Source organism: Rhizobium sp. RHZ02 (genome assembly GCF_014851575.1).
Taxonomy (GTDB): domain Bacteria; phylum Pseudomonadota; class Alphaproteobacteria; order Rhizobiales; family Rhizobiaceae; genus Rhizobium; species Rhizobium altiplani.
Genome location: NZ_JACUZX010000033.1, coordinates 36,168 through 49,649 on the forward strand (window position 1 = coordinate 36,168; position 13,482 = coordinate 49,649).

8 protein-coding genes, 2 pseudogenes and 1 riboswitch are annotated in these 13,482 nt (G+C 58.8%); of the genes and pseudogenes, 5 read left to right on the forward strand and 5 right to left on the reverse strand.

What is annotated here, in order from left to right:
- Window positions 1-15 precede the first annotated feature (15 nt).
- The 4 genes and pseudogenes from nrdE to IB244_RS28525 form a co-directional block, all read right to left on the reverse strand.
- Complete coding sequence (gene nrdE / locus IB244_RS28510; protein ID WP_192306460.1) at window positions 16-2,184, reverse strand: class 1b ribonucleoside-diphosphate reductase subunit alpha; 2,169 nt, start codon at window positions 2,182-2,184, stop codon at window positions 16-18.
- On the reverse strand, window positions 2,154-2,567 hold the full coding sequence (gene nrdI, locus IB244_RS28515; RefSeq protein WP_169681973.1) for a class Ib ribonucleoside-diphosphate reductase assembly flavoprotein NrdI: 414 nt from the start codon (window positions 2,565-2,567) through the stop codon (window positions 2,154-2,156). Before nrdI ends, nrdE begins: the two co-directional genes overlap by 31 nt.
- A gap of 10 nt (window positions 2,568-2,577) precedes the next feature.
- Window positions 2,578-2,799, reverse strand: a complete 222-nt coding sequence (gene nrdH, locus IB244_RS28520; protein WP_169681970.1) for a glutaredoxin-like protein NrdH — start codon at window positions 2,797-2,799, stop codon at window positions 2,578-2,580.
- Window positions 2,800-3,047: 248 nt separating this feature from the next.
- A riboswitch (cobalamin riboswitch) is annotated at window positions 3,048-3,271 on the reverse strand.
- Window positions 3,272-3,392: 121 nt separating this feature from the next.
- Window positions 3,393-4,034, reverse strand: a pseudogene (locus tag IB244_RS28525) (5-methyltetrahydropteroyltriglutamate--homocysteine S-methyltransferase); the annotation flags it as partial.
- 313 nt (window positions 4,035-4,347) lie between these two features.
- Between IB244_RS28525 and IB244_RS28530 the strand changes: the two are divergent.
- The 5 genes from IB244_RS28530 (at window position 4,348) to IB244_RS28550 (ending at window position 12,896) form a co-directional block, all read left to right on the forward strand.
- Entirely contained in the window at window positions 4,348-5,667 is a 1,320-nt protein-coding gene (locus IB244_RS28530; RefSeq protein WP_192306462.1) for a DUF1214 domain-containing protein, read from the forward strand.
- 149 nt (window positions 5,668-5,816) lie between these two features.
- Window positions 5,817-6,800 carry a DUF1254 domain-containing protein gene (locus IB244_RS28535; protein WP_246734758.1) on the forward strand — a complete coding sequence of 328 codons (984 nt, stop codon included), beginning with the start codon at window positions 5,817-5,819 and terminating at the stop codon, window positions 6,798-6,800.
- Between the two features lie 925 nt (window positions 6,801-7,725).
- Window positions 7,726-9,582 (forward strand): mechanosensitive ion channel family protein, encoded by a 1,857-nt coding sequence (locus IB244_RS28540; RefSeq protein ID WP_192306464.1) that lies wholly within the window; start codon window positions 7,726-7,728, stop codon window positions 9,580-9,582.
- 883 nt (window positions 9,583-10,465) lie between these two features.
- Complete coding sequence (locus IB244_RS28545) at window positions 10,466-12,172, forward strand: adenylate/guanylate cyclase domain-containing protein (protein WP_192306466.1); 1,707 nt, start codon at window positions 10,466-10,468, stop codon at window positions 12,170-12,172.
- A 94-nt stretch (window positions 12,173-12,266) separates the two neighbouring features.
- Complete coding sequence (locus tag IB244_RS28550) at window positions 12,267-12,896, forward strand: hypothetical protein (RefSeq protein WP_192306507.1); 630 nt, start codon at window positions 12,267-12,269, stop codon at window positions 12,894-12,896.
- An 8-nt stretch (window positions 12,897-12,904) separates the two neighbouring features.
- On the opposite strand, the pseudogene dnaE2 reads toward IB244_RS28550, so the two are convergent.
- Window positions 12,905-13,296 (reverse strand): annotated as a pseudogene (gene dnaE2 / locus IB244_RS32615) (error-prone DNA polymerase); the annotation flags it as partial.
- Between the last annotated feature and the right edge of the window lie 186 nt (window positions 13,297-13,482).

A 13,482-nucleotide genomic window follows, 5' to 3' on the forward strand; every position in this document is an offset into this window, starting at 1 on the left:
CTCGTTCACCTGATATCAAAGGGCACAGGAGACGCAGCCCTGCACTTCCGTGCCGGTCAGCGCCATCTGGCGAAGGCGGATGTAGTAGATGGTCTTGATGCCCTTCTTCCAGGCGTGGATCTGCGCCCGGTTGATATCACGGGTCGTCGCAGTATCACGGAAGAACAGCGTCAACGACAGGCCCTGGTCGACGTGCTGGGTGGCCGCGGCGTAGGTGTCGATGATCTTTTCCGGCCCGATCTCGTAAGCATCCTGGTAGTAGTCGAGATTGTCGTTGGTCAAGAAGGCGGCTGGATAATAGACGCGGCCGATTTTGCCTTCCTTGCGGATTTCGATCTTCGAAACGATCGGGTGGATCGAGGAGGTCGAGTGGTTTATGTAGGAAATCGAGCCCGTTGGCGGCACCGCCTGCAGGTTCTGGTTATAGAGACCGCCTTCCACGACGGCCTGCTTCAGTTCCAACCAGTCGTCTTGCGTCGGAACGTGGACCCCTGCCGTCTCGAAAAGCTCTGCTACACGCGCTGTCGCGGGCTTCCACTCAGCTTCGGTGTACTTGTTGAAATATTCGCCCGAAGCGTACTTCGAATTCTCGAAACCCTTAAAGCTCTGACCCCGCTCGACGGCCAGCCGGTTCGAGGCACGGATGGCATGATAGGTGACTGTGTAAAAGTACATGTTGGTGAAGTCGACGCCCTCTTCGGAGCCATAGTAGATACGTTCGCGGGCGAGATAGCCGTGAAGGTTCATCTGCCCGAGACCAATCGCGTGACTGTCGGCGTTACCCTTAGCCACGGCTGGAACGGACGTGATGTTGCTCATGTCGGAAACGGCAGTCAGCGCCCGGATCGAGGTTTCGATCGTCTTGCCGAAATCGGATGAATCCATCGCTGCAGCGATATTCAGCGAGCCGAGATTGCAGGAGATGTCCTTGCCCATGTGCTTGTAGGAGAGATCGTCATTGTAGTCGCTCGCCTCGCTCACCTGCAGGATTTCCGAGCAGAGGTTGCTCATGGTAATGCGTCCGGCAATCGGGTTCGTCTTATTCACCGTGTCTTCAAACATGATGTAGGGATAGCCGCTTTCGAACTGGATCTCGGCAACAACCTGAAAGAAGTCACGCGCTTTGATCTTCTTTTTCTTGATGCGGCTGTCGGCCACCATCTCCCGGTACTTTTCCGTCACCGAGATCTCGCTGAAGGCGACGCCGTAGACACGCTCCACATCGTAGGGCGAGAACAGGTACATATCCTCGTTGTTCTTTGCCAGTTCGAATGTGATGTCGGGGACAACAACGCCGAGGGACAGCGTCTTGATGCGGATCTTCTCATCGGCATTCTCGCGCTTGGTGTCGAGGAACCGCATGATGTCGGGGTGGTGGGCGTTGAGGTAGACGGCGCCTGCCCCCTGCCGCGCGCCGAGCTGGTTGGCGTAGGAGAAGCTGTCCTCAAGGAGCTTCATGACCGGGATTACGCCTGACGACTGGTTCTCGATCTGCTTGATCGGCGCTCCCGCCTCGCGCAGGTTCGTCAACGACAGAGCGACACCGCCGCCGCGCTTGGAGAGCTGCAAAGCGGAATTGATGCCGCGTGCGATGCTCTCCATATTGTCCTCGATGCGTAGCAGGAAGCAGGAGACAAGCTCACCGCGCTGCTTCTTTCCGGCATTGAGGAAGGTCGGGGTCGCCGGCTGGAAGCGGCCCGAGATGATCTCATCAACCATGTCGCGGGCCAGCGCTTCGCTGCCCTGCGCCAGCGTCAGTGCCACCATGCAGATACGGTCTTCGTAGCGCTCGAGATAACGCTTCCCGTCGAAGGTCTTCAGCGTGTAACTGGTGTAGTACTTGAACGCGCCGAGGAAGGTCGGGAAGCGGAACTTCTTATCGTAGGCGTGATCGAACAGGTCGCGGACGAAATTGAACGAATACTGGTCCAGAACCTCCTGCTCATAATAGCCTTCGGTCACGAGGTAATCGAGCTTCTCCCTGAGATTATGGAAGAACACTGTATTCTGGTTTACGTGCTGCAGGAAATACTGCTTGGCCGCTTGCCGATCCTTGTCGAGCTGAATCCTTCCGTCCTCGTCATAGAGGTTCAGCATCGCGTTGAGTGCGTGGTAGTCGAGCGTTGCGTCCGCCACCTTCGTATCCGCCACCTTCACAGGGCGTTCGAGAACTGCCGTGTCCAAAATCGTTCCAATCCATGTTTGACATTGGCGACATCCTCCACGGTGCCCAGAAGCTCGAACCTGTAGAGGTAGGGCACCTGACATTTCCTTGCGATGATGTCGCCGGCAAGCCCGTAGGTCTCGCCGAAGTTGCTGTTGCCCGCGGCAATCACGCCACGGAGGTTCGAGCGGTTCGCCGCATCGTTGAGGAAACGGATCACCTGCTTGGGGACGGCGCCCTTGCCGCCGTCGCCGCAATAAGTCGGGACGATCAGGACGAAGGGACGTTCCGCCGTAAGCGTGAGCTCGGCGCCGATCGGAATCCGCGATGCGGGCAGCCTGAGTTTTTCGACAAAGCGGCGGGTGTTCTCGGATCTGCTGGAGAAATAGACGAGCTCACCCATCGGCCGATCCTCAGGCCAGAGCGTTGATCATATCAGGTCGGAAGCCAGCCCAGTGCAGGTCACCGGCAACGACGACGGGAACCTGACGGTAGCCGAGACCCTGCACGAGCTCGTAGGCCGCGGTGTCGGTCGAGACGTCGATCACGTCATAGTTGATCCCTTGCCGATCGAGCGCGCGTGTGGTCGCCGTGCACTGAACGCAGGCAGGCTTGCTGTAGACGGTGATGGTCATGGTAATCCTCATGTCAGATAGGCGGGCGATAGCGATCGGACATCCTCCGACGTCCGGCCAAAAGTGAGCGATGATGAAGGCAGCCGCTTGCGGTCGCCGGACGCTCAGGCGCCCGTCATTCGCGCGGACGGATTTCGAAACTCAAGATCATAAGACTTCACCCCGAAGTGGCTCATGCGGCGGTCAGGGGAAGCGGCACGCACGGCAACATCCCGCACGCAATCGCGACCTTCCGGACACCCCGCCCGTGGACGTTTGCGTTGCAAGGCAGGTCTCCTGGCTTGCGGGTCATCACATTCGATCTGCCTTCCCAATGCCCTCAAGGCGTTCAGTGGACCTATCGATCGAATGCTCGCCGCTCACAGTTGCGGGGGCAGCTCCGGCATTGCTCGACCCATCATGGGCCTCACGCACCGTATTCCCGTCTTAGCTTCCGACGCGAATCGGAAGAACCTCGAACACAAGATATAGTATACGAGGCGAAAATCGCGTCAACGGATACCATCAGACAGACGCAGAAACGCTGGGGACAAATAATGAAGGCAACGAAGCCGGACCTTCGCCCGGCTTCGGGGTTCGGTGGCACGGTAGGGCTAGCCCTCTACCGCGGCTACTTCGCGCAGGCTGCGCGCGGCTTTCACCATATTGACGAGTGCGGGTTTGACCTCTTCCCATTGCGGGTTTTCAAGCCGCAGTCCGGGTTGACTCAAAGTTGGCGGTCGCTCAAATGTGTGCGCGCCAGACTGAGCAACGCTCGCATCTCCTCGGCATGAGGAACCCGCGGCGAGTGGATGTCATAGACACCCAGTCCGATTTCGTTCGGATAACCTTCTCCGACGAATGCATCGAGCAGTTCCATTTTCGACCTTGATGTCTCGATCGAGATCCCATCCGCGTCCATCGCGGCGATCGAATCCATGATGTCGTTGAACTCGGAATAGCACATGTGCGTATGGATCTGCGTGTCGTCCGCCACGTCGCTGGAGCAAATTCGGAAGCACTCGACAGCCCAATCGAGATAATGCTGCCAGGCACCCTTCCTGAGGGGAAGGCCTTCGCGTAACGCCGCTTCGTCGATCTGGATCATCGCCGCGCCCGCTTGCTCGAGATCCTTCACCTCATCATGGATGGCGAGCGCGATCTGTCGGCACACGGTCTCGCGAGGCAGGTCGTCGCGAACGAAGGACCAGTTGAAGAATGGTAACCGGTCCCGTCAGCATCCCCTTCATGGGCTGCGTTCAAGCCAGGCAAGCAGGCTTCCCCTCACTTCGGTCGTGATCTCGAATTGTACGGGACGTCCGGTCTTTCGCTGGACGACCATGGCGCGGGTTCGAATTTCTTGAACGAGAGTCCCGATTTTGATCTTAGCGCGACGCCCGCCTCGTGCCCTCTACCTCAACCCACGCGCCCTCCCGTGCAGCGGTTCGTTCATCGATCCAAATCGGCCGTCAGCATTGCAGAACACTTCAATATTTACCGTAACGTACTTCCTCTCGTGCCTCGAAAAGCGAGGATGTTGTCAGCGCCGCTAACAAGGTCAAGGTCATCATGTCGCTACGCTCTGTTACTTTCCTCCTCCTCGCTTTTTTGATGGTGGCAGGTGGGACCTCGGCGCAGACCGCTCAGGTCAGCGATGAAGAGATCAGCCAGGCCTATATCTACCTGCTTGGCCGGCTGCTGATCACGCGCCAACAACAGCTCGACTTCCAGGAAGGTTTTAAGTGGAACGAGTTGGTTCACAGGAAGCCCGGCGCGGTGGACTGGCCCAATCCGAACCTGGACGTCGCCTATTCCGAGGCCTGGGTTGCAGTCGACGAGACCAGTTGCACAATCGTCTCGGTCCCTGAAATCAAAGACCGGTACTTTACCGTCCAATTCCTGAACGGGTGGGGCGAGACGCTTGCCAATATCAACGAACGCGTCTTCCCCAACAAGGCGTCGGGCGATTTCGCCGTTTGTCTGCGAGGCGCAAAAGTGGAGCTGCCTCAGGAGGCCATCCGCATCGATCTTCCTGTTCCGCATGCTCGGATCCTTGCCCGCGTGGCCCTCGGCAACGACCCCGATCGCGCTGTCGTCCTGCAGCATGAGTTCAAGTTGCGGGCGACAGGTTCGCCGAAGCTGCCGGATATCCCGAAGACCCCGATCTTCGAGCTGGAAGAGCTTCCAGGCGTGGAGGCGTTCGATGCGGCGATCCCGGCCCTCGACAGCGAGCCGGACCTTAGTCCGGGGCTGGAGAGACTTCAGACGGACGCGAGACAGATCGCAGCCGCCGTGAAGGACAATGCTGAGGAGCGCAAACGCGTGGACGCCGTCATCAAACAGCACGCCTTTTCGGAACTCGCCAAGGCTGGTGCCACGATCGGCCATGGCGTCGTTCACAACGGATGGGCGCGTCCGGGCGTCGTCGGCGAATACGGCCTGGATTATGTGGCACGGACGCTGGTGAACAACGGCGGCATCTGGGCGAACGTGAAACCCGAGGTTCTCTACTATCGCGGCGGGAAGGACGAGAGTGGTGACGACCTTTCCGGGGACCACGTCTACAAGGTGACATTCCCCAAGGACGCGCTGCCCTCGCGCTTCGCCAAGTACTTCTGGTCTGTCATCGCTGTCGACAATGTCCACTTTCGCGTCCTGCCAAATCCATCGAACCGTTACCTGCTGAACGAGCATACGCATCCACAGTTCGGCACTGACGGCTCGCTCACACTCTATTTCGCAACGAGCAAGCCTGCCGACGCTCCTGACGGAAACTGGCTACCGATCCCAAAGGGGCAGAAGTTCCGACTGACGTTCCGCTTCTACGGTCCGCTCGATGGTGTCTCAAACGGCACGTACTGGCCACCAGCCCTGGTCAAGCTGAATTGAACCGAGCGACGCCCTTCCATGATGGAATGGCGTTCGCCGCGATGTCCACTGCCGCGAACCGCTTCTTGGGTTCTGGCAGATATCCAAGGAGAAGTACTATGCGGCTTTTTCACCTTGCCTCTGTGGCAACTCTTTGCTTCAGCGCAGGAATGCAGGCAGCGCGCGCTGCAGACATGCCCGTTACCGTCGACAATTTTACGCGCGCCGAAACCGATCTCTATTTCAACAACGCACTCAAGGATGCGGGTGGCACGACTGGCAAGTTTGGTCATCATCGCGAACCGATGTCGATCGACCATCAGACCGTTGTCCGCCCCAACCGTGATACGCTTTATTCGGTCGCCCTTATCGACCTTGAGGCAGGCCCGGTCACCGTCACTCTCCCTGACGCTGGCACACGCTTCCGATCGCTGCAGATCATCAACGAAGACCACTATCTGGTAGGCGACGAAAAGTACGACGCTGGCAGCTACACCTATACCCGCGATCAAGCTGGAACACGTTATATTCTTGTCGGATTGCGCACCTTGGTCGACCCCAACAGCCCGGATGATATCCAGCAGGTGCACAGCCTGCAGGATGCCACGAAGGTTAGCCAGACCAGCGCTGGGAAGTTCGAGGCCCCTCAATGGGACACGGCTAGTCAAAAGAAGGTGCGAGACGCCCTACTGGTGCTTGGTTCAACCATACCGGACTTCAAAGGTGCGTTCGGCGCGAAAGATAAGGTTGATCCGATCCGCCACCTGATCGGCACCGCCGCAGGATGGGGTGGCAACCCTGAACACGATGCCACCTACCTGAATGTCACCCCGCCCAAAAACGACGGAAAGACGATCTATAGGCTGTCCGTCAGGGACGTGCCGGTCGACGGGTTCTGGTCGATCAGCGTCTACAATTCCAAAGGCTACTTCGAGAAGAACAAGCTGAACGCCTATACGCTGAACAACATTACGGCTGCCAAGGCTGCCGATGGTTCCATCAACGTGCAGTTCGGCGACTGCGATAAGACGAAGGTCGAAAACTGTATTCCGACAATGGCAGGTTGGAATTACACCGTGCGCCTATACCGGCCTCGCGCTCAAGTGCTCGATGGAAGTTGGACGTTTCCGCAGGCTATGCCATCAGCACAATGACGCTTCTGGCGCAACTGCGACCCCTGTCGTCACTACGTCACGTCCGCTTTGCAGCGACAGCGACCGATGGCTCGATGACCGTTATGAAGGCGCAAAGCTGCCATTCCCCGATGCGAGCTTCTATGTCGGCTCTGGGGCCGATCGTCCGGTGCGAGGAAATGCAACACGACAAGCCGACAAATTGATGAAAGATCCGCGGCCTGCGGTACAGCTCGCCTTGGCGGTACCAGCTCGTGTAACGCGCGCCTTCCTTCGCGATCCGGTCGATGTTTGGTGTTGCATGCCTATGCGCCGCACCGCCTCCCGTATAGGCAGGTCGGTCTAAAACCGACAAACGATGCACCTGACAATCGATATACTTGCTGAGCGAGAGCAGCCCGCTTTTGGAGAAACGACTAGCTCGCCCGCAAGGTTGTGAAGTCTACACCTGCTTCGACCAACTATCACGAAGTAGCCCGAGCCGCGACGGCTAGGCTCAAACCTGTAAGTTGCAGAGCTTGAACGGCACTTCCCTTTAAGGCGCCTAGAATCTGTCCGCAATCGTGCGCCGGTTCAGGGTCTGGTGTGCGTGGGTCGTTCCGCCTCTGGCAATGTTCGCCTTCGTGATCTCACCATGCCGTGGTCCGTGGTTTCGGCTTTAGTCGCGAGCCTTTAGAAGCGTCGCGCACACCGTCACCGAGGCACACACTCAGCCGCGCCAATCCCGCACCAGATCCTCTTTGCGAACAACAACTCATGGCTCACCAACACAATTAGTGCGACACTGCAGTAGACATAGCAAGCCAGCGCTGACCATCCGATGCCGGTGCTGAGCCGCGGCCTAGATCGGTATTCTTTATGTAGTCATCGATGGCAGCGCCGCCAAATACTCTGCAGGACCAATGACAGGTTGGCGAAGTGGAAGCACAACAGAGGAACAGGCAGTGTGAGCGAAGAGACCGTAGCCGATTTGGACGTCAATTCCGCGATATTGTCCATTGAGAAGGGTGCCGACGGTTTTGCGGCGGGGCTGAGGGTGCGGTTCTCCGCTTTGTCGGATCTGCCCGGCGAGTTGGCAAACTTGCGGAGCTCCATGGTGGGTGCATCGAGCTCGCCGGTCTTGCTTTCCCTTGCAATCGTCCTGGTAGTAGTGTTGACGGCGGGCACCTTCCTCGTGCTAGCGCTGCAAGTGAACAAATGGACTGCCACGAGTGCCGGTTGGCGTAGATTTGGATTGAGTGCTGCGGCCATGGGCGTTGCTCTCACGGTGGGTCTTGTCGCAGCTCGAATGCTTGCGCCGCCGGCCCTGCCTTTGCGAACCCTTCGGCTATGGGTGGTTGCGACTGTCGTTGTCATTGTCGTTTTATATCTGACGAGACTTATATTGACAGCATCGCGACGGCCGGAGGTCCGCGGCCGGTCCTTTCATGTGCTGGCTTTGTCCCGTGACCTGTCGATCGCTATCGGTTGGGCTATAGTCGGGGTTGCCCTTGTCACCACATTGCAGATTTGGGATGCAGGGCCGGGCCTCAGGGATCTGACGCGGACGGTTTTGATGGCCATCCCGGCCTACCTTTTGCTTGCAGGTATGGTGTGGCGACACAAACGCACGATGGCCGCTGCCGTTGCCGGTCCGCACCCGCGAAGCCGTTGGCGCAGTCGTCTTTCGCGATGTTGGCCGGCGATCGTCATCGGATTTCTCGTCATCACGTTTGTCAGCAGCCAGACCGCTCTGACATTGGGGGCGCCGCTCCCCGGATCAGCGGTGATTGTAACTGTCCTCATGCTGCTTCTAACACCGCATCTCGATGCGATGCTCGGAAGCTGGGCGCAGCGTAAGTTGGAGGCCCCGGACATTTCCATCCCTGCTGCGGCTGGGCGGCAGACACTCCGCTTTGCCATCCTGATTGCTGCATTTTCCATGTTGGGTGTGCTATGGGCGACGCCATTGGCTCTCGGACTTGGCTTCGAATTGCGAAGCGTCGCGCGCGACGCGCTCGGGATGGCGTTGATTGCGCTTGTCGCGGCGTTTCTCTGGAATGTGGTCGGGACGGTGACAGAGCGTGCCGTGCTCGTAGCGGGTCCTACGCTCGGCGGTGGAGAGCCAGGAGTACCTCGTTCGAGACTGGGCACGATCGTCCCGCTGATCAGCGCCGTCGGAAAATCGAGTATTCTAGCACTGGCGCTGCTCTCGATCCTGGTGTCACAAGGCGTCAACGTCTGGCCGCTCATCACCGGCCTGAGCGTCTTTGGGCTTGCGATCGGTTTCGGTTCGCAGACGCTTGTCAAGGACGTCGTATCCGGACTTTTCTTCCTGATCGACGATGCCTTCCGTTTCGGCGAATACATCGAGACGTCGGGTGCCAAGGGAACCGTGGAGAAGATTTCTATACGGTCCGTATCGCTGCGCAACTCGCGTGGTGCAATTGCGACGGTGCCCTATGGCCAGATCGGCAAGATCCAGAATTTCAGTCGCGATTGGGCGATCGAAAAGCTGAGCTTTCGTGTTGCGTTCGACACCGACGTCGAATTGGTCCGAAGGCTCTTCAAAAAGATCGGGCAGGACATTGCCGCCGACCCGGAGCTTGCCCCAGACCTCATCGAGACTTTCAAGAGCAAAGGAATCGGCGACGTTGAGGACGGGACGCTGATCATCAAGGCGTCGTTTACGGCAAAACCCGGCAAGCAGTCGATGATCCGCCGCGCGGCCTTGGTGGCGGTCCAAACCGCGTTCAGGGAGAACGGTATTAAAGCCGTGCCGAAACCAATGACGACAAATGCCGGTCCAGCGGACTCTGGTTAGCCAACCGGCTGCTCTCCTTCTTTCTCGGGGACGCTGCCGGTCGGGCACCCTGCAGCGTCAAGTGTGCGTTGCAGCAAGCTGACACAACCACGACGACTGGTTTTGGCGCAAACCTACCGCCTGGCTGATCCGCCGAGATGTCCGCTTATGGGGAGCCTGCTAGGGTGCAAGCTATGTGCGGGATGCGGGCGCAAAGCTGTTATAGCCCGAGACATTTGGTCTTGAACGGAATCGAACCGTCGGTCCTTAACTTGATTTGATCACGCATCCGATTCGTATGCCAGTGCGCGGTATAAGATCCTCATGGGCAAATCGGCATGGCGCTCGGTGACCACAGGTAGCATCATTGCGCGAATTCTACCGCCGAACACCAAGGATATCGATCGAACACCGTTTGGGCTTCTGATCCGCCGGTGACGCCGAAGATGATGCGACGCCAAACGCCCGCGCAATTCGGTAGCGCCGATCGCAATTGCATCATCGTGACCGCTGCCAGCGCTTGGCGGCTTGGCGCTCTCCGGTATTGCTATAGTGCGTCCAGTAGCCGACATCGTGGTCTGGATGTCCGGCCACATCTGCAATGTATTCAGCATGCGATAGCGGTTATTGCCCGAGCGCAGGAGCCTGCCCGATTTCGGTTGAGCGGAGCGTCCGAATTCAACCGGCGCCGAAGCCCCCCGCTTGCCGGCGATCACAGACGTCCAAGAACCGTCCGCTTTCCGTGGATAGTCATTTCCGTGTCGTCCGCGTCGGCGCCATCTGTACAAAGAAGGATGACGGCTCGATGGAGATGGAGATCGCCAGGGCGCTACCTCTTAGCACTTGTTGACTCACCCGCGGTTGAACAATAACTTGCTAACTCAGTCGTTAGGCTTGTCCTCTTATGACGGATCAATCTCTTCAGCGTCGCCTTGCTGCCATCGTCGTTGCCGACGTGGTGGGATATTCACGCCTGATGGAGGCTGATGAAGTCGCAACGCTGGCGAACCTCAGGGAACTCCGTTTTGGCGTTATCGAGCCGGCTGTGATGCGCCACAACGGTCGCATCTTCAAGGTCGTGGGAGACGGATTCTTAATCGAATTCAGTAGCGCGGTGGGCGCGGTGGCAGCAGCGTTGGAAATGCAACGGGCCACCACTGCTGTTGAGGCTCCCGGAGACCGGCGCCTGCTTTTGCGTGTGGGCGTCAATCTGGGAGATGTCATTGACGACGGTGCAGACGTCCTCGGCGACGGCGTCAATGTCGCGGCGCGACTCGAAACGCAGGCCGCACCGGGAGGTATCTGCATTTCAGCCAACGTTCACGGCGAGATCGTCGGCAAGATCCGCGACCAATTCTTTGATGGAGGCGAACGCTACCTAAAAAACCTCACTCGCCCGGTCCACGTGTGGCATTGGCCAAATGCGCCGCAGAGCATACTGCCGCTGCCCGAATGTCCCTCGATCGCTGTATTGCCGTTCACGAATATGAGTGGGGATGAAGCGGACGCGCCTTTCGTCGACGGCTTGACCGAAGACCTGATCATCGACCTTTCCCGTACGGCTGGCCTGTTCGTCATCGCGCGCAATTCCGTGAACGGCTACAAGGGAAGGCCGGTTGATGTACGGCTGGTCGCCCAGGAACTCGGCGTCCGCTACATCCTCGAGGGGAGCGCCAGACGCGCGAGGGGCCGTGTCCGCATCAAGGCCCAATTGATCGATGCGCTTGGCGGCCAGCACTTGTGGGCCGACCGGTTTGACAGGACGGTGGAAGATGTTTTCGAGTTACAGGATGAAGTTAACGCCAAGATTGTTGAAGCCCTCGTCGGCCGGCTGACCATCCCGAAGCAGCGCAATCGGCCGAAGAACCTTGAGGCCTACGATCTGTGTGTGCGCGCCCGCCGTCTGACGGAAGAGTCGCCGCAAACTGAGCGTGAGGCCTATATGCTGCTCCAACGCGCGGTTGAGCTCGAGCCATCATATGCCGAGGCGCTCGGTCTGCTCGCCTACAACCGTTGGCTTGCCTGGACTCATTTCGGCGAGCCTGAAGATCCTAACCGTCGGATGGCGGTGACGTTCGCGCAGAAGGCGGTCGACCTGGATCCCAACGATGCCGGCTGCCGTTACGTTCTGGGAACCATTTTGGCTTATGAGCGGCGATGGGAGGAATCGGAGGCCGCCTTCGCCAGGGCCCTGGAGCTGGACCCCAACCACGCCGACACCTGGGCCGCCATGTCAGACATGTCCGTGCTGGACGGCAGGGTTGCCGACGGACTAGCGCAGATCGAAAAAGCTTTGCGACTCAATCCCTACCCAACCTGCTGGTATCTTTGTCATCTTGGGCAGGCGCAATACGCCGCGCGTGACTATGAGGCGGCAACCGCTACACTCCGCAGGGAAGACACTTATCGTACCAACTCACGCAAATTCCTGGCTGCTGCGCTTGCGCAGTTGGGCCACAGTGAGGAGGCACGGCGAGAAGCAGAATTGTTCCTGATCGCCCACCCTCATTTCACGATCGGTCATTGGCTCAGCTCCCAGCCGCTGCGCGATGCATCCGTACGAGACCACTTTGTCGACGGGTTCCGAAAGGCCGGCCTGCCGGAGATGTGACAGCGGGTGGGGACAATCGCGACGCGTTCGAGAACGTTGGAAATCATCCCAAGTTCCGTTGACGCGCGCCCCTTTCGACACCATCTGCTGCGAGATGCAAAAGACGAAGACGAAAAACAAGGAAAGCGACGATCCCGAGCTGATCAGGGAGTGGCCGCTTCCCGTGGAGGCGACCCTGGGATCTGGTGTCAGGGTGAAAGGGATCCTACAGGAAATCCGCTCCCGGCTACCATCCCCAGTCCGGAAATCGCTGGACATGCAGGCAGGCGGGCTCATTCTTGTCATGCCAGAGACTTCGAAGACAGCATTCAGAGCGACGGCATCGGCCGTTTCCAAGGCGCTCGACGACATCGCGGACCTTCCGATCATTCCCAGGGAGATTGAGGATATCCTGACCATCACGGCATCAGAGCGGAAGCGCTGGCTCGAAGACGGCCGCCTGCCCAGCGCTGGAACACGAACGGTCAGGCTGCAAGGGCGCGCAAGAAAGATCACCTTTCACGTATTCGACCCCCATGTTGTCGAAGATCTTCTCGACCGTAGCGCTGTGGACGAATGGCGCGAGGAGGACGCTGCGGCTAAAGCGGAAAATCGCAGACGGGCCGCGTATCAGGCGAAGCTGACGCGCTCGCTGAAGAAAAAAGAAAAAACCGAACCACCCGATGAAGCCGCAACCGGGTTAATCGGATGGGACGAGTTCGGGATCGACGGCCTCCTTCGGTAGTGCCACCGCATGAAGATGTCGCGAGGGTGAACCGCAGGCATCGGCTTGTCGCGTGGATCCGGCCCGCCACCATGGGCGAACTCGTCACCCCTGCCCGTCGGCAGCTTGAACATGTCGCGATCCGCCTGACCGGACAGGTCTCCCGACAAATCGAAAAGCTGCTGCGCGACGAGATGCACGACATCCCCTTCCCGCCGGATCTTGCCGTTGATTGCCACCATCGAAGATCCCAGCACTACGCGCCGGCGCTTCTCGAAGCTGCCAGTACGACGACCTTCGCCCGGCCGCCTCGTCCTCGATGGTCAAGAACATGACACCTTTCGCGAATCCGGCTTCTGGCGGCCAGGACCAGCCCGGCCGTCATCAGCCATCTCCCATCGCGGCCTTTCATGGCGCGCGCGCGATTACAGCGCCCCTCGCAGTGTGCGTCTGTCGCCTTCCGCCTTCGGACCACATTCTAGCATATCCCACACGTTCCTCGGGTCGAACTCGAACGGCAGCAAAGGGGCCGGCCGACTTCAGACCGTCTAGTTCTGGATAGCGACGCAGGGAAAGCGAACATGCTGCACTTCAGGAAAAAGCGTGA

Coding starts and splice junctions, on each gene's coding strand:
- nrdH (WP_169681970.1), bottom strand. CDS start 2,799: ATGACCATCACCGTCTACAGCAAGCCTGCCTGCGTTCAGTGCACGGCG.
- IB244_RS28545 (WP_192306466.1), top strand. CDS start 10,466: ATGACGGATCAATCTCTTCAGCGTCGCCTTGCTGCCATCGTCGTTGCC.
- IB244_RS28535 (WP_246734758.1), top strand. CDS start 5,817: ATGCAGGCAGCGCGCGCTGCAGACATGCCCGTTACCGTCGACAATTTT.
- nrdI (WP_169681973.1), bottom strand. CDS start 2,567: ATGGGTGAGCTCGTCTATTTCTCCAGCAGATCCGAGAACACCCGCCGC.
- IB244_RS28530 (WP_192306462.1), top strand. CDS start 4,348: ATGTCGCTACGCTCTGTTACTTTCCTCCTCCTCGCTTTTTTGATGGTG.
- IB244_RS28550 (WP_192306507.1), top strand. CDS start 12,267: ATGCAAAAGACGAAGACGAAAAACAAGGAAAGCGACGATCCCGAGCTG.